This is a genomic window from Streptomyces sp. NPDC001410 (genome assembly GCF_042895235.1).
Taxonomy (GTDB): Bacteria; Actinomycetota; Actinomycetes; order Streptomycetales; family Streptomycetaceae; genus Streptomyces.
Genome location: NZ_JBIAWE010000002.1, coordinates 319146 through 338662 on the forward strand (window position 1 = coordinate 319146; position 19517 = coordinate 338662).

A 19517-nucleotide genomic window follows, 5' to 3' on the forward strand; every position below is an offset into this window, starting at 1 on the left:
GAGGCACCGGCGTGGCAGCGCATCGGGGATGGGCACGACGGCTGGCGGGCTACGCCTGGCGGTATCCGAAGGACGTCCTCCTCGCCCTCGGGTCCTCCCTGGCCGGCATGGCCGTGCTGGCCGTGGTCCCGCTGGTCACCAAGGTGATCATCGACGATGTCATCGGCGACCACAGCCGCTCCATGGCCCCGTGGGCCGGCGCGCTGCTCGGCGCCGCCGTCCTCGTCTACGCCCTCACCTACATACGCCGCTACTACGGCGGCCGGCTCGCCCTCGACGTCCAGCACGACCTGCGGACCGAGATGTACGACACGATCACCCGCCTGGACGGCCGCCGCCAGGACGAGCTGTCCACCGGGCAGGTGGTCGGCCGGGCCACCAGCGACCTCCAGCTGATCCAGGGCCTGCTCTTCATGCTCCCGATGACCATCGGGAACGTCCTGCTCTTCCTGATCTCCCTGGCGATCATGGCCTGGCTGTCGCTGCCGCTGACCCTGGTCGCCCTGGCCGTGGCCCCGGCCCTCGGCTGGATCGCCCGGCGCAGCCGCAGCAAGCTCCACCCCGCCACCTGGTACGCCCAGGCCCAGGCCGCCGCCGTCGCCGGTGTGGTCGACGGCGCCGTGAGCGGCGTACGCGTGGTGAAGGGCTTCGGGCAGGAGGACCAGGAGACCGGGAAGCTGCGCGAGGTCGGCCGCCGCCTCTTCGCGGGACGCCTGCGGACCATACGCCTGAACAGCAAGTTCACCCCCGCGCTCCAGGCCGTCCCGGCCCTCGGCCAGGTCGCCATGCTGGCCCTCGGCGGCTGGCTCGCGGTCCGCGGGCACATCACCCTCGGCACCTTCGTCGCCTTCTCCACCTACCTCGCCCAGCTGGTCGGCCCGGTCCGGATGCTCGCCATGGTGCTCACCGTCGGCCAGCAGGCCCGCGCCGGCACCGAGCGCGTCCTGGAGCTGATCGACACCGAGCCGACCCTGAAGGACGGCACGAAGACCCTCCCGGCCGACGCGCCCGCCACCGTCGAGTTCGACGACGTGTCCTTCGGGTACGCGCACGAGCGGCCGGTGCTCGACGGGCTCAGCTTCGAGATCCGGCCGGGGGAGACCCTGGCCGTCGTCGGCTCCTCCGGCTCCGGCAAGTCCACCCTCTCCCTGCTGCTGCCGCGCTTCTACGACGTCACCCACGGCGCCGTCCTGATCGGCGGGCACGACGTGCGCGAGCTGACCATGGACTCGCTCCGTGCGGCGATCGGGCTGGTGCCCGAAGACTCCTTCCTCTTCTCCGACACCGTCCGCAACAACATCGCCTACGGCCGCCCGGACGCCACCCAGGAGGAGATCGAGGCCGCCGCCCGCGCCGCCCAGGCGGATCGTTTCATCGCCGAGCTGCCCGAGGGCTACGACACCAAGGTCGGCGAGCAGGGCCTGACCCTCTCCGGCGGCCAGCGCCAGCGTGTCGCGCTCGCCCGCGCCCTGCTCACCGACCCGCGCCTGCTGGTCCTGGACGACGCGACCTCGGCCGTGGACGCCCGCGTGGAGCACGAGATCCACGAGGCGCTGGGGCACGTCATGGAGGGCCGCACCACCCTCCTCATCGCACACCGCCGCTCCACCCTGGGCCTCGCCGACCGCATCGCCGTCCTGGACGGCGGCCGGCTCGCCGACCTCGGCACGCACGAGGAACTCCAGGAGCGCTCCGCCCTCTACCGCCGTCTGCTGACCGACCCGGACGAGCTGGGCGGGGTCTCCCCGGGCCACGCCCGCCCGGCCCAGCCGCGGGAGGACATGTCCGTCCGCGAGGAGCTGGACGCCGAGTTCGACGCCGAGCGCGGGGTCACCCCGCGGCTGTGGACCGGCGACCGCGAGCCCAAGGACCTGGCACTCTCGGGCACCCCGGCCACCCCCGAACTCCTCGCCCAGGTCGAGGCGCTGCCCGCGGCCACCGACACCCCCGACATCGACGAGGCCCGCGCGGTACGCCCCGAGGAGTCGTACGGCCTGCGCCGTCTGCTCCGCGGCTTCGGCGCGCCCCTTCTCGTCAGCCTGCTGCTGGTCGCCGTGGATGCGGGCGCCGGCCTGCTGCTGCCGGTGCTGATCCGGCACGGCATCGACCAGGGCGTCACGAAGATGGCCCTCGGCGCGGTGTGGGCAGCCTCCCTGCTGGGCCTGTTCACCGTGCTGCTGCAGTGGGCCGCGCAGATCGGCGAGACCCGGATGACCGGCCGTACCGGCGAACGCGTCCTGTACTCGCTGCGCCTGAAGATCTTCGCCCAGCTCCAGCGGCTCGGCCTCGACTACTACGAGCGCGAGCTGACCGGCCGGATCATGACGCGGATGACGACGGACGTCGACGCCCTCTCGACGTTCCTGCAGACCGGCCTGGTCACGGCGTTCGTCTCGGTCGTCACCTTCTTCGGCATCATGGGCGTCCTGCTGGTGCTCGACGTCCAGCTCGCCCTGGTCGTCTTCGCCACCCTGCCCCCGCTGATCGTCGCCACCTTCTTCTTCCGCCGGGCGAGCGTGAAGGCGTACGAACTCGCCCGTGAGCGGGTCTCGGTGGTCAACGCCGACCTCCAGGAGTCGGTGGCCGGGCTCAGGATCGTGCAGGCGTTCCGGCGCGAGCGGGACGGCGGGCGGCGGTTCGCCGAGCGCAGCGACAGCTATCGCCAGGCCCGTATCCGGGGCCAGTGGCTGATATCCGTCTACTTCCCGTTCGTGCAGCTGCTGTCGTCGGTGGCCGCGGCGAGCGTCCTGATCGCGGGCGCGGGCCGCATCGAGGCAGCCACGCTGACCACGGGCGCCCTGGTCGCCTACCTCCTCTACATCGACCTGTTCTTCGCCCCGGTCCAGCAGCTCTCCCAGGTCTTCGACGGCTACCAGCAGGCCACGGTCTCGCTGGGCCGCATCCAGGAACTGCTGCGCGAGCCGACCTCCACGAAGTCCGCCGAAGAACCCCTCGAAGTCCTCGCCCTGCGCGGCGACATCACCTTCGAGGACGTGCACTTCGCGTACGGCGGCGCCGACGAGGCCGAGGAGGCCCTGACCGGCATCGACCTGACGATCCCGGCCGGCCAGACGGTCGCCTTCGTCGGTGAGACGGGCGCCGGCAAGTCGACGCTGGTCAAGATGGTGGCCCGTTTCTACGACCCCACCTCGGGCCGGGTCACGGCCGACGGCACGGACCTGCGCACCCTGGACCTGACCTCGTACCGGCACCGCCTCGGCGTGGTCCCGCAGGAGGCATACCTCTTCCCGGGCACCATCCGCGACGCCATCGCCTACGGCCGTCCCGACGCCACCGACGCCGAGGTCGAGGCGGCGGCACGGGCGGTCGGCGCGCACGAGATGATCGCCACGCTCGACGGCGGCTACCTCCACGAGGTCGCCGAGCGCGGCCGCAACCTCTCGGCCGGCCAGCGCCAGCTGATCGCGCTCGCCCGCGCCGAACTGGTCGACCCCGACGTCCTCCTCCTCGACGAGGCCACGGCAGCCCTGGACCTGGCCACCGAGGCCCAGGTCAATCTGGCCACCGACCGCCTGGCGGGCCGCCGTACGACGCTGGTGGTCGCCCACCGGCTGACCACGGCCGCCCGCGCGGACCGGGTGGTGCTCATGGACCACGGCCGGGTGGCGGAGGACGGCACCCACGACGAACTCCTCGCCCTCGGCGGCCGGTACGCCGACCTGTGGCGGACGTTCGTGGGCGAGGCCGAACCGGAGGAGCCGGTCGGAGTGACCGGCTGAGGCAGGCTTCCGGTCGCCCGTCCTCGTGACGGCCGTGCAACCATCCGGCACATGTCATGCGTCCGTACATCAGTACGGTCAGCGGTCATGCATGACGGCGGTACGGGGAGGACGACAGTGGACAGTGGTGCGATACGCCGACGCCTGGCGATGGGCGCGGCCGTCCTGGCCGGGTCCCTCGGGCTCGCGCTGGCGGTGCCCGGCACCGCCAGCGCGGCGGTGGACGGCTCCTGCGCCGGGCGCGAGGTGAGAACCCTGCCCTTCAGCACCGGCACCGTGCACGTCTTCAAGCGCAACGGCTACGTCTGCGCCGTCACCACCGCCCGGAACCCCGGCGTCAAGCGCGTGATGTCGGTGAGCGTGCAGGCCCGCGGCAACCGCCCGGTCGTGGACAAGGGCCGGTACAAGCACCGCGCGGGCCCGGTGACGGTCCACGCGGGACAGCGCTGCGTGTGGGTGAAGGGCACGGTGGGCCGGGATTCGGTCAGCTCCGGCTGGATCCTCTGCTGATCGCGAACATCACTCAATCTCCCCTGGTGTAACGGCAGTTGCTCCGATAGCTTCCGGCGCACATCTGTCTCACAGGGGAGAGTGCGCATGCGCAAGGCGCTCAGATGGCTGCTGGCGCTCACGGTGTTCATAGGCACGCTGAGCACAGCGGGCGCGGCCACCGCCGCACAGTCCGAGCCCACCGACATCAAGGACCGGCTCCTGTCGATACCCGGCATGAGCCTGATCCAGGAGAAGCCGTACCCCGGGTACCGCTACTTCGTCCTGAACTACACCCAGCCGGTCGACCACCGGCACCCGGACCGCGGCACCTTCCAGCAGCGCATCACCGTGCTGCACAAGGACGTGAGCCGCCCCACGGTCTTCTACACCAGCGGCTACAACGTCTCCACGACCCCGTCCCGCCGCGAGCCCACGCAGGTCGTGGACGGCAACCAGGTCTCCCTGGAGTACCGCTTCTTCACGCCCTCGCGCCCCGCCCCGGCCGACTGGTCCAAGCTGGACATCTGGCAGGCGGCGAGCGACCAGCACCGCGTCTACGAGGCGCTGAAGCCGCTCTACTCCGCCAACTGGCTGGCCACCGGCGGCTCCAAGGGCGGCATGACGGCCACCTACTACGAGCGCTTCTACCCCCGCGACATGGACGGCGTAGTGGCCTACGTGGCCCCCAACGACGTCGTCAACAACGAGGACTCGGCCTACGACCGCTTCTTCGCCCGCGTCGGCACCAAGGAGTGCCGGGACCGCCTGAACGCGGTCCAGCGTGAGGCGCTGGTACGCCGAGAGCCGCTGGAGGCGAAGTACGCCCAGTACGCCGCCGACAACCACTACACCTTCGACACCATCGGCGGCCTGGACAAGGCCTACGAGGCGGTCGTGCTCGACTACGTCTGGGGCTTTTGGCAGTACAGCCTGCTGAAGGACTGCGACTCCGTCCCGGCGAACGCGGCGACCGCGACGGACGACGCTATCTGGGACTCGGTCGACACCATCTCGGGCTTCTCGGCCTACACCGACCAGGGCCTGGAGCAGTACACCCCGTACTACTACCAGGCGGGCACCCAGCTGGGCGCTCCGACGATCCACTTCCCGTACATCGAACGGAAGTTGATCCGCTACGGCTACCAGCCCCCGCGCAACTTCGTGCCCCGCTCCATCCCGATGCGCTTCCAGCCCGGGGCGATGCGGAACGTCGACACGTGGGTCCGCCACCACGCGCACCACATGCTGTTCGTCTACGGCCAGAACGACCCCTGGGGCTCGGAACGCTTCCGCCTCGGCGCGGGCGCCCGTGACTCGTACGTCTTCACCGCGCCCGGGTTGAACCACGGGGCGAACGTGGCGGGCCTGGTGCCCGACGAGAAGGCACTGGCGACGGCACGGATCCTGGAGTGGGCGGGCGTTGCGTCGCCCACGGTCGAGAAGAACCCGTCGGCCGCGAAGCCGCTGGCTCGCTATGACGCGAAGCTGGATGTGCGGGATGTGGAGAGGGAGCCGGCGTTGCGTCCGTGACGCGCCGGTTCGACAGCCGATGACGGCGGGGTCGGCGTGGCCGACCCCGCCGTCACTCCGGCCGGGCGCACCCCACCGGCCGTCTCCCGCCCAGCTCGACGTAGAGCACCGTCGACGCAGGGCACTCGGACCGCTCGGCGACCGCCTTCGTGACCTCGTACTGCGGCTTGCGCCGCCCCGACCCGTCGCACGCCGTCTCCCGCACCTGACCGCCGCCCGAGTCGTAGACGCAGTCACCGGGCATCGTGCGGGGCCCGCCACCGCCGCCCGGGTCGCCGGGGTGGGGTGGCTCCAGGTTGCGCATGCAGGCGTAGCCCCGGGGGATCGCGCCGTCGCCGTCCTCGTCGTCCTGTGGCCGCTGTTCGCTGATGTGCAGGACGAAGTCGGTGGCCGGCGGGCACAGGGGGCCGTCGGTGGTCGTGCCGTCGTAGCGGGCGGCGACCCGGGCGGCGGCCCGCTCGCTGGTGCAGGGGACCTCGGTGAAGCTGGTGGTCCCGAAGGAGCTGCACTCGCCGACCGCGAGGAACTGGGCGCCGTAGCCGGCGGGGAGGGCGGTGGCGGGCCGGGCGTCGCCCACCGGGGCGTCCGCGTGGCCCTGGCAGCCGCTGAGCAGGGTGGCCAGGACGGCCGCCAGGGCGGCGAGGGCAGGGGTGGGTGGCAGGAGGCGGTACGCCACCCTTGCGGCACCCTTCCCGCGCATTGCCGAACCCCCAGACACTCCCTGTCCAGGTATTGCCAACCCCCAGACACCCCCCGCCCAGCGTGGCCCCGGTGCTGGGGCCACGTCAGGCGAACAGTGGAGTTTCAGCCCTTTGGGTGCGTTGTGCCCGGTGTGTGACGTACGTCTAGTACGTCAGCCCATGGCCGATGGGGTACAGCACCTGCGTCGGATCGTCTGCCCGCTGTACCGGCACCGGGAGCCTGCCGCGAGGGTTCACCCGCCCGGCGATCACCCGCGCGGCGGCCCGCAGTTCGACGTCGGTCCAGGAGTAGGTCGCCAAGTAGGCCTTGACGGAGGGGAGCTGGGCCACGTCGTAGGGGTTGCGGATGGCGACGGCCACCACCGGGGTGCCGGTGGCGAGCAGCTGTTCGACCAGGGTCTGCTGGGTGCTGCCCGCCGTCACGTTGTACGTCCCGACGACCACCGCGTCCGCGTCCCGCGCCGCCGCCACCGCCTTGGCGATGGTCGCCGTGGAGGGTGCGGTCCCGGTGGACAGGGCGGTGGCGGTGAAGCCCAGTTCGGTGAGGGCGGTGGCCAGGACCGAGGTGGGCGGGCCGGTCGTGCCGGACGGGGAGGCCGGGTCGGCGCCGACGACCAGGATCCTGGGCTCGGTGCGCGGGTCCAGAGGCAGGGCGTCGTCCTCGTTGGCCAGCAGGGTCGTGGTCCGCTCGGCGATCCGGTCCGCTGTGGCCAGGTGGGATTTCGTGCCCACCGTGCGGTCGACGCCGGACCGGCGGACGTACGCGCCGTCGAGCAGTCCGAGGCGGGCCTTCAGACGAAGGATGCGCAGGATCGATTCGTCCAGGCGGGTCTCGGTCAGCTCGCCGTTCCGCACCGCGTTCAGGACCGCGTGCCAGGCCACGTCGATCGAGGGCGGGTTGAGCAGCTGGTCGACGCCGGCCTTCAGGGCCAGCACCGGCACCCGGTCGTCGCCGTACTTGGTGCGCACGCCCTCCATGCCGAGGGAGTCGGTGACCACGACCCCGTCGTAGCCGAGTTCGCCGCGCAGGATGCCGGTGAGGATCGGGTGGGACAGGGTGGCCGGGTCGCCGGAGTCGTCGAGGGCCGGGAACTGGATGTGGGCCGTCATGATCGAGTCGATGCCCGCGGCGATCGCCGCCCGGAAGGGGGCGGCGTCCAGCTTCTCCCACAGGTCGCGGCTGTGCGTGATGACCGGGAAGCCGGTGTGGCTGTCGACGGCGGTGTCGCCGTGCCCCGGGAAGTGCTTGGCGGTCGCCGCGACCCGGGAGGACTGATAGCCCCTCACCTCGGCCGCCACCAGGGCCGCCACGGCGTCGGGGTCGGCCCCGAAGGACCGTACGCCGATGACCGGGTTGGCCGGGTTGACGTTCACGTCGGCGTCGGGGGAGTAGTCCTGGTTGATGCCCATGGCCCGGAGTTCCGCGCCGGAGATGCGGCCGAGGGTGCGGGCGTCGGAACGGGATCCGCCCGCGCCGATCCCCATCGCGCCCGGGAACAGCGTGGCCGGCCTGCCCACCCTGCACACTATGCCGTGCTCCTGGTCGGTGGCGATGAGCAGCGGCAGGCCGCGGGGCAGCTCCAGGGAGGCCTGCTGGATGCCGTTGGACAGATCGGCGATCTGGTGGGGGTCGCGGGTGTTGTGGGCCCAGGTGAAGTAGATGATCCCGCCGACCCGGTACCGCTCGATCAGCTCGGCGGCCGTGCGGACGCCGATCTCCTTGAGGTTGGTGTCGATGTCGGCCTGGTCGGGGGCGGTGGCGGAGTGGCCGTAGACCCGCATCACGAAGAGCTGGCCGACCTTCTCCTCCAGACTCATACGGGAGATGAGGGCGCGCAGTGCGCGGTCGTTCGAGGTGGCGGCATGGGCGGCGCCGGCCGATGCGGTCAGCGCGGCGGTGAGGCCCGCGGTCGCGGCGAGGACGGTCCGTCTGGACGGCCGTGCGGTGTTTCCCGTGCTTCCCGTGCTGGTGTCGTGCACGTGCGCTCCTTCCAGAGGAGAACCGCTGAAGGAAACTTCCGAGGAGTCACCAATATCCGGGAAGTTTCTTTCCGTCAAGGGACTGCACAGTAAGCCAGCATGAGGCCGCCATCGGCGCTTGGGAGGGGGGCGCGCCGATGGCGGTGGGCTGTCCGGCGTGATGCGGCGGAGAGGGTGCGTCGGCGTTCGCGGCCAGCGGCGAGGGCCGACACCGCACCACGGACTCGTCCGGCAGCTTGCGGGTTGGACGGGTGGCGGGGGCGGCGGGTTCCCGTGACGGGCAGCTCTGGGGCGAGTCGCCCGCGACGCACGCGGTCCAGCCCCTGGACATTCCGCCCCTCCGCCCGCGCGACGGACCATCATGACGGCCATGCCCGCAGTCGACATCCCCGGTTCCAAGTCCATCACCGCCCGCGCGCTCTTCCTCGCGGCCGCCGCCGACGGCGTCAGCACCCTCGTACGGCCCCTGCGCTCCGACGACACCGAGGGCTTCGCCGAGGGCCTGGTCCGGCTCGGCTACCGGGTGGGCCGCACCCCGGACGCCTGGCAGGTGGACGGCCGCCCGCAGGGACCGGCGCTCGCCGAGGCCGACGTGTACTGCCGCGACGGCGCCACCACCGCCCGCTTCCTGCCCACCCTGGCGGCCGCGGGCCACGGCACCTACCGCTTCGACGCCTCCCCGCAGATGCGCCGGCGCCCCCTCGGCCCGCTCACCCGGGCCCTGCGCGACCTCGGCGTCGACCTGCGGCACGAGGAGGCCGAGGGCCACCACCCGCTGACCGTCCGGGCGGCCGGGGTCGAGGGCGGCGAGGTCGTGCTGGACGCCGGCCAGTCCTCCCAGTACCTCACCGCGCTGCTCCTGCTCGGCCCGCTGACCCGCACCGGCCTGCGGATCCGGGTGACCGACCTGGTCTCGGCGCCGTACGTGGAGATCACGCTCGCGATGATGCGCGCGTTCGGAGTGGAGGTGGTCCGCAGCGGTGACGTCTTCGAGGTCCCGCCGGGCGGCTACCGGGCCGCCACCTACGCCATCGAGCCGGACGCCTCCACCGCGAGCTACTTCTTCGCCGCGGCCGCCGTCACCCCGGGCCGCGAGGTGATCGTGCCGGGCCTCGGGGCGGGTGCCCTCCAGGGCGACCTGCGGTTCGTCGAGGTGCTGCGGCGGATGGGCGCCGAGGTGGACGTCGCCGCGGACCGGACGACCGTACGCGGCACGGAAGTTCTGCACGGCCTGACCGTCAACATGCGGGACATCTCCGACACCATGCCGACCCTCGCCGCGATCGCACCCTTCGCCTCCGGCCCGGTCCGCATCGAGGACGTGGCCAACACGCGGGTCAAGGAGTGCGACCGGCTGGAGGCCTGCGCGGAGAACCTGCGCCGGCTCGGCGTGGACGTGGCGACCGGCCCCGACTGGATCGAGATCCGGCCCGGCACGCCCCTGCCGGACGTCGGGATCAAGTCGTACGGCGACCACCGCATCGTGATGTCCTTCGCGGTGACCGGACTGCGCACGCCCGGGCTGTCGTACGACGATCCCGGCTGCGTACGGAAGACGTTCCCGGGCTTCCACGAGGCGTTCGCGGCGCTGGGCGCGACCACCTGACGGGACGGTGGCCGTCCTCGCTGGACCGGAGGGAAGCGCTCGGAAATCATCGAACGCATGACCACACGCTCGTATCTCGTCCTGCACGGCTGGCAGAACCGCCGCCCCGAGGACCACTGGCAGCACTGGCTCGCCGACCGGCTCACCGCCCTGGGGCACCGGGTCACCTACCCGCAGTTGCCCGACCCGGACGACCCGGACCTGGAGGTGTGGCTCGGTGAACTGGCCCGGCACCTGGAGGAGTTGGACGACTCCGGGGAGCGGGTCGTCGTCGCGCACAGCCTTTCCGTCGTGCTGTGGCTGCACGCCGCGGCCCGGGACATGAAGGAACAGCGGTACGCGGACCGGGTGCTGCTGGTCGCGCCGCCGTCCGGATCCGTTCTCGCCCGGTACCCGGAGGTGGCGGGCTTCGCGCCACCCGCCCTCGACTTCGTCCTGCCCGGCCGGACCCGGCTCGTCGCGGGCGACGACGACCCGTACTGCCCCGAGGGTGCCGGCCCCCTCTTCGGCGAGCCGCTCGGCATTCCCACCGACGTCGTCCCGGGCGCCGCACACCTCGACCTGGACGCCGGTTACGGCTCCTGGCCCGCCGTGCTCGACTGGTGTCTGGCCGGCTCGGAACCGCTCACGGCACGTCCGGAGCAGTAGTACCGTCCGTCGACTCTGCGCCCCCGGAGCGCAGTTCCGGAGTCGTAGCCGCGACCGACCCCACCGCCAGGACGCACATCAGGCCGCCGGTGACCAGGGCGGTCGCCCCGGAACTCCAGCCGGCGACCAGGCCGCCCCGGACGTTGCCGAGGCTGGGCCCCGCCTGGCCGACGATCGCCTCGGCCGCCGTGACCCGGCCGAGCAGCGCGTCCGGGGTGAGGGTCTGCACGATCGTGGACCGGGAGACCACCGCCGTGGCGTCCGCCGCCCCGGCCACGACGAGCAGGGCGAGGCCGATCCAGGGGTTGGCCGACAGGCCGAAGGCCACCAGGGCCGCACCCCAGGTGCCGGAGGCGCACAGCATCACCGTGCCCGGCCGGCCGAGCCGGGTCAGCGAGCCGGACAGCGCCGTGGCCGCGACGCCGCCCACCGCGAGGGCCGACAGGAGCAGGCCGAGGGTGCGCGGACTGTTCCCGAACCGCTCGGCGTTGACCAGCGGGAACAGGCTCACCGGGAAGGACAGCACGGTGGCGGCGAGGTCGGTGATCAGCGCGCCCCGCACCACCCGGTGCCCGCCCAGGAACCTGAGCCCGTCCAGCACCCCGTGCAGCCCCGCCCGCGACGGCTCGCCCTCCGGCGGCAGCGCGGGCAGCCCGAAGGCGCCGTAGAAGGCGACACCGAAGCTGAGCGCGTCCAGCAGATAGCAGGCGCCGATGCCCAGCCAGCCCAGCAGCACACCGGCCAGGGCCGGGCCGAGCAGGAACATCGCCTGGCCGGTGATCTGGTTCAGGGCGAGACCGGCGGCCACCTGGTCCTTGGGCAGCAGCCGCGGCACGAAGACACCGGCCGCCGGGGCACCGAGCGCGCCGAAGCCCGACTGGACGGCGACCAGCGCGAGCACCACCGTCACCGGGACATGCCCGGTGAAGCCCTGCACCGCCAGCAGCAGCGAGCAGACGGACTGGCCCACGGTGGCCGTCAGGAAGATCCGACGCCGGTCCGCGCGGTCCACCCGGGCCCCCGCGAACAGCCCGAACACCACCAGTGGCAACGCCTGAGCCAGCCCGACCGCACCGGTCCACGCCGTGCTGCGGGTCATGTCCCACACCTGGTACATGACCGTCACCAGGGTCATGGACCCACCGAGCAGCGACACGGTCCGCCCCACCAGCAGCCGCCGGAAAACGGGCGAGGTACGCAGCGGCCGCACGTCGATGAGCGTGCCGGCGAGACTCATGAGAGGGAACGGGGGCAGGCGAGGGCACGGGGTGCGGGCTGCGGAATCACCGGGGGAGGGTATGCGGGGCCGTGATGGCCCGGCCAGCGAATTATCCGGGGCCGGGGCCGGGATCCGGCAGGACACCGTTGCCCGGAGCCGCTCCCCTCCGCTCCCCTCCGCTTCGCCGAACGGGCTAGGCAGCCTCTCCCAGCAGCCGTACGAGGTGATCCCGGCCCGCGCTCAGCAGGCCCGGAAGCGGGGCCGCCGACTCGTACCACCGCTTCTCGTACTCCCAGCACAGCCAGCCGTCCCAGCCGTGGCGGCACAGGACGTCCACGCACTCGGTGAGCGGGAGGACGCCCGCGCCGAGCGGCAGCGGGGTGGTGTCCTCGGCCGAGGCGATGTCCTTGACCTGGACGTAGCCGAGGTGCGGGGCGAGGGCCGCGTAGCTGTCCGAGGGCTGCTCGCCACCCAGCCAGGTGTGCATCACGTCCCACAGCGCGCCCACCTGCCGGTGGCCGACCGGGCCGAGGACACGGATCGCGTCGGCGCCGGTGCGGTGCGAGTCGTGGGTCTCCAGCAGGATCCGCACACCGAGCGCGGAGGCGTCCTCGGCGGCGGCGCCCAGCCGCCGGGCGGCGATGGCGTCGGACTCCTCGCGGGGCCGGTCCGGGTCGGCGCCGGGAAGGACCCGGACGAACGGGGCGCCCAGGTCGTGCGCCAGCTGGAGGAGTTGACGGATCTCGTCCAGGACGGGGGTGTCGTCGCCGGGCGCGGCGACGCGCGCGTACCCGGCGAGGCCCAGCACCTCGACCCCGGCCCCCTTGAACAGCGCGGCCGTCTCGGCCCGCTCGGCGGCGGCGAGGCCCGGGTGCACCGGCTCCTCCGGATGGGCGCGCAGTTCGACGCCGTGATACCCGTGCGCGGTCGCGAGCGCCAGGACCTCAGGGACGGGCAGGCCGGGGACACCGAGAGTGGAGAACGCCAGCTTCATGCTCGGACCCTACTCGTCACACGCCCGATCCGTGCAGATCCAACCGCCAGTCCTGCCCCACAAGGTCCTTGCCGAAGGAGCGGTGCGGCCGCTCGGCGACGAGCACGAAGCCGTTCCGCTGGTAGAGGTGCCGGGCGCTGCTGAGCACGTCGTTGGTCCACAGCACCAGGTCGCGGTAGCCGACCCCGCGCGCGAAGTCGACCACGGCCCGCACCAGCCGGTCGCCGATACCGTGCCCGCGCGCGTCGGGCTCCACCAGGAGCAGCCGCAACCGCGCGGTGGTCGGCACGTCGTCCCGCACGCACATCACGCACCCCACCGGCCGCCCCTCCAGCTCGGCGATCCACACCCGCTCCAGATGCGGGTCGTGGTCCTGGGCGAAGTCGGCGACGATCTTCGCAACGAGCCCCTCGTAGTCGGCGTTCCAGCCGTACTCGGCGGCGTACAGGGCGGCGTTGCGCTGCACGATCCAGCCGAGGTCACCGGGCAGCGGCTCCCGCAGGACGACCTCACCCGGCGTCGCCTTCCCGCCCCCGAGGATGCCCCGGATGGTCCGCATCGCCTCCGCCAGCCGCGGCCGGTCCTGCTCGGCCACGGTGTCCAGCAGCGCCCCCACCGTCTCCCGCGCCCGCTCGTCCAGCAGCGCGGCGGCCTCGCGCCCCGCCGTGGTGAGCGTGACGCTCCTGCGGCGGGGATCCGCCGCGGACGGCCCGCGCTCGATCAGCCCCGCCTCCTCGAACTTGTTGAGGATGCGGCTCAGATAGCCGGCGTCCAGCGCGAGCCGGGTGCGCAGGTCGGCCGCGTCCAGATGCCGGTCGTGCGCGAGTTCGTACAGGACCCGGGACTCGGTGAGGGTGTACGGCGCGTACAGGTGACGGCCGTAGTCGAGGGCGCCGATGACGCCGGTGTAGAAGCGGTTGAAGGCGCGGACGTCCTGGACGGTCATGATCGCCCCCGGATGCTTGACTCAGTCAGAGATGCCGTTCCTCCGAGGCTAGGCCCGCGGCACCGCACTGTCCACCGTCTACGACTGGCCGGCGGGCTGGAACACGTTGACCTGCACCCCGGTCTTCCCGGTCGCCGACGACACCAGCTCCCAGCTCCGCTTGCCCCCGTCCGCCGGGAAGATCGACTTGCCGCCGCCCAGCATCACCGGCATCACCACGAGCTGCAGCTCGTCCACCAGCCCCTCGGCCAGCAGCGCCCGCACCAGCGTGGGGCTGCCCATCATCGCCAGGTCCCCGCCCTCGGCGGCCCGCAGCTCGCGCACCTTCCCGACCGCCTCCGTGACCGGCACCCGCACGGAGTTCTCCCAGGTCAGCTCGTCCTCCCCGAGCGTGTCGGAAACGACGTACTTCCGCAGCGAGTTGAGCCGGTCGGCAAAGGGATCCCCGGCCCGCTCGGGCCAGGCGGCCGCCATGCTCTGATAGGTACGACGCCCGTACAGCAGCGCCTCCGCCTGCTCCAGCCCCGCGGCAAAGGCCCCGCCGACCACCTCGGGATCGAAGAAGGGGTGCGACCAACCCCCGTGCGCGAACCCGCCGTCGGTGTCCTCCTCGGGCCCGCCGGGGGCCTGGACGACGCCGTCGAGGCTGATGAACTCGGTGACGACGAGACGCATGTCGATACTCCTTGGCTGGTGGCCTTGTGACGTACGCCAGTGAAGACCGCCCCTGCCGCGGAAACTCATCGGCGCGCACACGCCGGACTCAGAAATGTGCCTCCCGTACCGCGACAGCGTCGACCCCCGCGGCCCGCAGCCTGCGCGCGAGCAACTCCGTCTCCGGAAGCGTCCCGCCGTACTCCCCGGCCACCACCTGCTCCACAAGGGCACGGACCTCCGCCGGCCCGACGCCGAGCCGCTCCCGAAGCACGCGCATGACGGCCGGCCTCTGTGCCGAGGCTCCCAGCCGCAACACGGTCCGCCCGTGCTCCGTGAGGATCCGCTCGCGCATCTCGGCCGGCAGGTCCCTCCCGCACACGGCCGTCCCGCTCCCGCAGTCCGGGCACGCCGTCTCGGTGTCCCACCGCAGCGAGTCGTCGTCCAGCAGCACTTGTGCGCCGTGCCACTGCGCGGTGGCACGGCAGGACGGGCAGGGCACCGGGCCCTCCAGGGATTCGACGATCACCGGCACCCTCTTCGCTCAGCCCCGCGGCACCCCGGTGGACCCCCGCACCATCAACTCCCCCCGCACCGAGGCGATCCCGCCCGGCGGCGGTTCCTCCCGCCCCATCGCGATACGACCAGCCCGAGCCCCAGCCTCCGACAGCGGCAACCGCACCGTCGTAAGTGAAGGCACCGCGTCGATGCTGAACGGCAGGTCGTCGAAGCCGGCCACGGACACGTCCTCGGGAATCCGCAGCCCCGATTCGCGCAGCGCGGCACACGCGCCCACTGCGACGGAGTCGTTCGCGGCCACGATCGCCGTCAGGGAGGGGTCCCGGCGCAGCAGCTCCAGCGTGGCCTCGTAACCGGACCGTCGGTCGTAGCGGCCGTGGACCGTCCAGCGCGGGTCGTCCTCCATGCCCGCCGCCGCCAGCGCGGCCCGGTGGCCCTCCAGGCGGTGCCGGGTGGTGGTCCGCTCCTCGGGGCCGCCGATGTAGCCGAGCCGGCGGTGGCCGAGGCCGATGAGGTGCTCGGTGAGTGCGCGGGCGCCCCCGCGGTTGTCGAAGGTCAGCGCGATGGCCTCGGCGTCCGGCGCCGGCGGCCGCCCGCACAGCACCACCCGCGTCCCGGCCTCCGCCAGCTTCCGCAGCTTCGCCGCCACCGCCGCCGCGTGCGGCGCGTTCTCCACGGCCCCGCCGGTCAGCACCACGGCCGCGGCCCGCTGCCGCTGCAGCAGGGTCAGGTAGGTCAGCTCGCGCTCCGGCGAACCGCCCGTGTTGCAGACGACCGCGAGGCGCTCGCCGCCCGCCCGGCCGCCCGGGCCCCCGATCTCCCCCTGGATCGCACTCGCCATGATCCCGAAGAAGGGGTCCGCGATGTCGTTCACGAGGATGCCGACGAGGTCGGAAGTGGCCGCGGCGAGTGCGCTGGCGGGGCCGTTGAGGACGTAGTCCAGCTCGTCCACGGCCCGCAGCACCCGCTCCCGCGTGGAGGCGGCCACCGGGTAGTTCCCGTTCAGCACGCGCGACACCGTCGCGGGGGAGACCTGCGCGCGGGCCGCCACATCCGCCAAGGTCACCGTCATCTGTCGTCCTCCGGTCGCGCATCTGATCGCGCATTGGTGCTCGTACGTCCACGTAGACAGGCCGCGCCCGGCCACGGTTCCGTGCGGTGTCGAGCAGACCCTAAGGCCAACCAGTCGAGTTGTTCGCCCCCTCGAACAACTCGAAGAGGACACGGTCTTGTACAGACCACAGTCCAGAGGCTAGCTTCTCTGGATAGAAAGCGCTTGCTGCACTGCGCTGGACGCTGACGACGCTGCTGATGCCGACCGGGGCGCCCGGCGCCCACGAAGGGGACAGACGTGACACGCAAGACGGTGCGTATCGCCATGAACGGCGTGACCGGGCGCATGGGCTACCGCCAGCACCTCGTCCGGTCGATCCTCGCCCTGCGCGAACAGGGCGGCCTCGACCTCGGCGACGGCACCGTGCTGTGGCCCGAGCCGATCCTGCTCGGCCGCCGCGAACACGCCCTCAGGGAGATCGCCGACCGGCACGGCCTGGAGCACGTCTCCACCGACGTGGACGCCGTCCTCGCCGACCCGACCGTCGACATCTACTTCGACTCCCAGGTCACCTCGGCCCGCGAGGAGTCGATCAAGAAGGCGATCGCGGCCGGCAAGCACATCTACACCGAGAAGCCCACCGCCACGGGACTGGAGGGCGCCCTGGAGCTGGCCCGCCTGGCCGACCAGAAGGGCATCAGGCACGGCGTCGTCCAGGACAAGATCTTCCTCCCCGGCCTCCTCAAGCTGAAGCGCCTGATCGACGGCGGCTTCTTCGGCCGGATCCTCTCCGTCCGCGGCGAGTTCGGCTACTGGGTCTTCGAGGGCGACTGGCAGCCCGCCCAGCGCCCCTCCTGGAACTACCGCGCCGAGGACGGCGGCGGCATCGTCGTCGACATGTTCCCGCACTGGGAGTACGTGCTCCACGAACTGTTCGGCCGGGTGACCTCCGTCCAGGCCCTCGCCACCACCCACATCCCGCAGCGCTGGGACGAACACGGCAAGCCCTACGACGCGACCGCCGACGACGCCGCCTACGGCACCTTCGAGCTGGAGGGCGGCGCGATCGCCCAGATCAACTCCTCCTGGGCGGTCCGCGTCAACCGCGACGAGCTGGTGGAGTTCCAGGTGGACGGCACCGAGGGCTCGGCGGTCGCCGGCCTGCGCAACTGCCGTGCCCAGCACCGCGGCGCGACCCCCAAGCCGGTCTGGAACCCGGACATCCCCGCCACCGAGGTCTTCCGCGACCAGTGGCAGGAGGTGCCGGACAACGCCGAGTTCGACAACGGCTTCAAGGCCCAGTGGGAGCTGTTCCTGAAGCACGTCTACGCCGACGCCCCGTACCACTGGGACCTGCTGGCCGGCGCCCGCGGCGTCCAGCTCGCCGAACTGGGCCTGAAGTCCTCGGCCGAGGGCCGCCGCATCGACGTACCGGAGATCTCGCTGTGACCATCCGACTCCCCGGCCCCGCCGGCGCCCTGCGGACGTACGAGCCCCGGACCGAACCGCTCGCGCCGACACCCGGCACCCCCTTCACCTCCCGCACGGTCTTCTCGGCGGCGCACGTCGTGGCCGACCCGTTCGCGGACACCACCCCCGACTCACCCGCCGCCGTCGACTGGGACGCCACCCTCGCCTTCCGCCGCCACCTGTGGTCCCACGGGCTCGGCGTCGCCGAGGCGATGGACACCGCCCAGCGCGGGATGGGCCTGGACTGGGCGGGCGCGGCCGAGCTGATCCGCCGGTCGGCGGCGGAGGCGCACAGCGTGGGCGGCCGGATCGCCTGCGGCGTCGGCACCGACCAGATCACCGGCGGCACCCTGGCCGAGATCCGCGCCGCCTACGAGGAACAGCTGGCGGTCGTGGAGGAGGCGGGCGCCCAGGCCATCCTGATGGCGTCCAGGGCACTCGCGGCCGCCGCCCGCGGCGCCGAGGACTACCTGGAGATCTACGACCACCTGCTCCGCCAGGCCGCCGAGCCGGTGATCCTCCACTGGCTGGGCCCGATGTTCGACACCGCCCTGGAGGGCTACTGGGGCTCACCGGACCTCGACGCGGCCACCGACACCTTCCTGGAGGTCATCGCCGCGCACCCGGACAAGGTCGACGGCATCAAGGTCTCGCTGCTGGACGCCCGGCGCGAGATCGACCTGCGCCGCCGCCTCCCGCAGGGTGTGCGCTGCTACACCGGCGACGACTTCAACTACCCCGAGCTGATCGCGGGCGACGAGAAGGGCTTCAGCCACGCCCTGCTCGGCATCTTCGACCCGCTGGGCCCGCTGGCGGCCGAGGCGGTACGGGTCCTGGACACGGGCGACACGGCCGGCTTCCGCGCCCTGCTCGACCCCACCGTCGACCTGTCCCGCCACCTCTTCCAGACCCCGACCCGCTTCTACAAGACCGGAGTCGTGTTCCTGGCCTGGCTGGCGGGCCACCAGTCCCACTTCACGATGGTCGGCGGCCTCCAGTCGGCCCGCTCCCTGCCCCACTTCGCCCGCGCCTACGAACTCGCCGACGGCCTCGGCCTGTTCCCGGACCCGAAACTGGCCGAGGAACGCATGAAGAACCTGCTGTCGCTGTATGGGGTGAACCAGTGAGCACCGGACTCGAACGCTTCTCCATCAACCAGATGACGGTCAAGCAGCTGTCCCTCCCCGAACTGGTCGACGCCTGCGTCCGGTTGGGCGTGCCGGGAGTGGGCCTGTGGCGCGAGCCGGTCCAGTCGTACGGCGTGGAGGCGACCGCCAAGCTGGTCCGTGACGCGGGCCTGACGGTGACGACCCTGTGCCGCGGCGGCTTCTTCACGGCGATCGACCCGGCCGAGCGGGAGCAGGCCCTGGCCGACAACCGCCGGGCGATCGACGAGGCGGCCACGCTCGGCACGGACACCCTCGTCCTGGTCTCGGGCGGCCTGCCCGCCGGCTCGCGCGACCTGCACGGCGCCCGCGAACGCATCGCCGACGCGCTGGCGGAGCTGGGCCCCTACGCCGAATCCCACGGCGTACGCCTCGCCATCGAACCCCTGCACCCCATGTACGCGTCCGACCGCTGCGTGGTCTCCACCCTCGCCCAGGCCCTGGACCTCGCCGAGCGCTTCCCCGCGCACCAGGTCGGCGTGGCCGTGGACACGTACCACATCTGGTGGGACGACCGGGCCCCCGACCAGATCGCCCGGGCGGGTGCGGCCGGCCGCATCCACACCTTCCAGCTGGCCGACTGGACCACCCCCCTGCCCGAGGGCGTCCTCAACGGCCGCGGCCAGATCGGCGACGGCTCGATCGACATGCGGGAGTGGAAGGGCTACGTGGAGGCGGCCGGTTACACCAGCCCGATCGAGGTCGAGCTGTTCAACGAGCGGTTGTGGGCCCGGGACGGGCGGGAGGTGCTGGCGGAGACGGCGGAGCGGTTCGTGTCGTACGTCGTCGGGTGACGCC

At 72.4% G+C, this 19517-nt stretch carries 16 protein-coding genes; 8 read left to right on the forward strand and 8 right to left on the reverse strand.

Annotation, left to right across the window (positions count from 1 at the left end):
• Positions 1-11 precede the first annotated feature (11 nt).
• The 3 genes from ACFY3C_RS04975 to ACFY3C_RS04985 all read left to right on the forward strand — a co-directional run bounded on the left by ACFY3C_RS04975 (position 12) and on the right by ACFY3C_RS04985 (position 5762).
• Positions 12-3740 carry an ABC transporter ATP-binding protein gene (locus ACFY3C_RS04975; protein ID WP_390769718.1) on the forward strand — a complete coding sequence of 1243 codons (3729 nt, stop codon included), beginning with the start codon at positions 12-14 and terminating at the stop codon, positions 3738-3740.
• Positions 3741-3857: 117 nt separating this feature from the next.
• Positions 3858-4250, forward strand: coding sequence for a hypothetical protein (locus ACFY3C_RS04980; RefSeq protein ID WP_390769719.1), 393 nt, complete (start codon positions 3858-3860; stop codon positions 4248-4250).
• A gap of 87 nt (positions 4251-4337) precedes the next feature.
• Entirely contained in the window at positions 4338-5762 is a 1425-nt protein-coding gene (locus tag ACFY3C_RS04985; protein ID WP_390769720.1) for a S28 family serine protease, read from the forward strand.
• 52 nt (positions 5763-5814) lie between these two features.
• Here the strand turns inward: ACFY3C_RS04985 and ACFY3C_RS04990 are convergent, their stop codons facing one another.
• Both ACFY3C_RS04990 and ACFY3C_RS04995 read right to left on the reverse strand, forming a co-directional pair.
• On the reverse strand, positions 5815-6462 hold the full coding sequence (locus tag ACFY3C_RS04990) for a hypothetical protein (protein ID WP_390769721.1): 648 nt from the start codon (positions 6460-6462) through the stop codon (positions 5815-5817).
• A gap of 145 nt (positions 6463-6607) precedes the next feature.
• Positions 6608-8443, reverse strand: a complete 1836-nt coding sequence (locus ACFY3C_RS04995) for a glycoside hydrolase family 3 protein (protein WP_390769722.1) — start codon at positions 8441-8443, stop codon at positions 6608-6610.
• A gap of 370 nt (positions 8444-8813) precedes the next feature.
• On the opposite strand from ACFY3C_RS04995, the gene aroA reads away from it, so the two are divergent.
• Positions 8814-10049, forward strand: a complete 1236-nt coding sequence (gene aroA / locus ACFY3C_RS05000) for a 3-phosphoshikimate 1-carboxyvinyltransferase (RefSeq protein WP_390769723.1) — start codon at positions 8814-8816, stop codon at positions 10047-10049.
• A gap of 57 nt (positions 10050-10106) precedes the next feature.
• On the forward strand, positions 10107-10697 hold the full coding sequence (locus tag ACFY3C_RS05005) for an alpha/beta hydrolase (protein ID WP_390769724.1): 591 nt from the start codon (positions 10107-10109) through the stop codon (positions 10695-10697).
• Here ACFY3C_RS05005 and ACFY3C_RS05010 read toward each other — a convergent pair.
• The 6 genes from ACFY3C_RS05010 to ACFY3C_RS05035 form a co-directional block, all read right to left on the reverse strand.
• Positions 10675-11934: an MFS transporter gene (locus ACFY3C_RS05010; RefSeq protein WP_390769725.1), complete on the reverse strand. Its 1260-nt coding sequence runs from the start codon at positions 11932-11934 to the stop codon at positions 10675-10677. The two genes, ACFY3C_RS05005 and ACFY3C_RS05010, sit on opposite strands and share 23 nt — an antisense overlap.
• Positions 11935-12109: 175 nt before the next feature.
• Positions 12110-12910 carry a sugar phosphate isomerase/epimerase family protein gene (locus tag ACFY3C_RS05015; RefSeq protein ID WP_390769726.1) on the reverse strand — a complete coding sequence of 267 codons (801 nt, stop codon included), beginning with the start codon at positions 12908-12910 and terminating at the stop codon, positions 12110-12112.
• 16 nt (positions 12911-12926) lie between these two features.
• Complete coding sequence (locus ACFY3C_RS05020) at positions 12927-13856, reverse strand: GNAT family N-acetyltransferase (protein WP_390769727.1); 930 nt, start codon at positions 13854-13856, stop codon at positions 12927-12929.
• Positions 13857-13934: 78 nt separating this feature from the next.
• Positions 13935-14531, reverse strand: a complete 597-nt coding sequence (locus tag ACFY3C_RS05025) for a dihydrofolate reductase family protein (protein WP_390769728.1) — start codon at positions 14529-14531, stop codon at positions 13935-13937.
• 88 nt (positions 14532-14619) lie between these two features.
• Positions 14620-15039, reverse strand: a complete 420-nt coding sequence (locus ACFY3C_RS05030; RefSeq protein WP_386581956.1) for a hypothetical protein — start codon at positions 15037-15039, stop codon at positions 14620-14622.
• Positions 15040-15054: 15 nt separating this feature from the next.
• Positions 15055-16101 (reverse strand): LacI family DNA-binding transcriptional regulator, encoded by a 1047-nt coding sequence (locus ACFY3C_RS05035; protein WP_390769729.1) that lies wholly within the window; start codon positions 16099-16101, stop codon positions 15055-15057.
• A gap of 279 nt (positions 16102-16380) precedes the next feature.
• Between ACFY3C_RS05035 and ACFY3C_RS05040 the strand changes: the two genes are divergently transcribed.
• Genes ACFY3C_RS05040 through ACFY3C_RS05050 form a run of 3 tightly spaced genes read left to right on the forward strand, consistent with a single transcriptional unit; the run spans position 16381 to position 19513 of the window.
• Positions 16381-17532, forward strand: coding sequence for a Gfo/Idh/MocA family protein (locus ACFY3C_RS05040; protein ID WP_390769730.1), 1152 nt, complete (start codon positions 16381-16383; stop codon positions 17530-17532).
• Positions 17529-18680, forward strand: coding sequence for a dihydrodipicolinate synthase family protein (locus ACFY3C_RS05045; RefSeq protein WP_390769731.1), 1152 nt, complete (start codon positions 17529-17531; stop codon positions 18678-18680). Before ACFY3C_RS05040 ends, ACFY3C_RS05045 begins: the two co-directional genes overlap by 4 nt.
• 32 nt (positions 18681-18712) lie before the next feature.
• Complete coding sequence (locus ACFY3C_RS05050) at positions 18713-19513, forward strand: sugar phosphate isomerase/epimerase family protein (protein ID WP_390769934.1); 801 nt, start codon at positions 18713-18715, stop codon at positions 19511-19513.
• Positions 19514-19517 lie beyond the last annotated feature (4 nt).

Excerpts from the sequence above, each read along its gene's own strand:
- ACFY3C_RS05020 (WP_390769727.1), bottom strand. The coding sequence starts at position 13,856 with ATGACCGTCCAGGACGTCCGCGCCTTCAACCGCTTCTACACCGGCGTC.
- aroA (WP_390769723.1), top strand. The coding sequence starts at position 8,814 with ATGCCCGCAGTCGACATCCCCGGTTCCAAGTCCATCACCGCCCGCGCG.
- ACFY3C_RS05010 (WP_390769725.1), bottom strand. The coding sequence starts at position 11,934 with ATGAGTCTCGCCGGCACGCTCATCGACGTGCGGCCGCTGCGTACCTCG.
- ACFY3C_RS05015 (WP_390769726.1), bottom strand. The coding sequence starts at position 12,910 with ATGAAGCTGGCGTTCTCCACTCTCGGTGTCCCCGGCCTGCCCGTCCCT.
- ACFY3C_RS05025 (WP_390769728.1), bottom strand. The coding sequence starts at position 14,531 with ATGCGTCTCGTCGTCACCGAGTTCATCAGCCTCGACGGCGTCGTCCAG.
- ACFY3C_RS05050 (WP_390769934.1), top strand. The coding sequence starts at position 18,713 with ATGACGGTCAAGCAGCTGTCCCTCCCCGAACTGGTCGACGCCTGCGTC.
- ACFY3C_RS05005 (WP_390769724.1), top strand. The coding sequence starts at position 10,107 with ATGACCACACGCTCGTATCTCGTCCTGCACGGCTGGCAGAACCGCCGC.
- ACFY3C_RS04990 (WP_390769721.1), bottom strand. The coding sequence starts at position 6,462 with ATGCGCGGGAAGGGTGCCGCAAGGGTGGCGTACCGCCTCCTGCCACCC.
- ACFY3C_RS04985 (WP_390769720.1), top strand. The coding sequence starts at position 4,338 with ATGCGCAAGGCGCTCAGATGGCTGCTGGCGCTCACGGTGTTCATAGGC.
- ACFY3C_RS05035 (WP_390769729.1), bottom strand. The coding sequence starts at position 16,101 with ATGACGGTGACCTTGGCGGATGTGGCGGCCCGCGCGCAGGTCTCCCCC.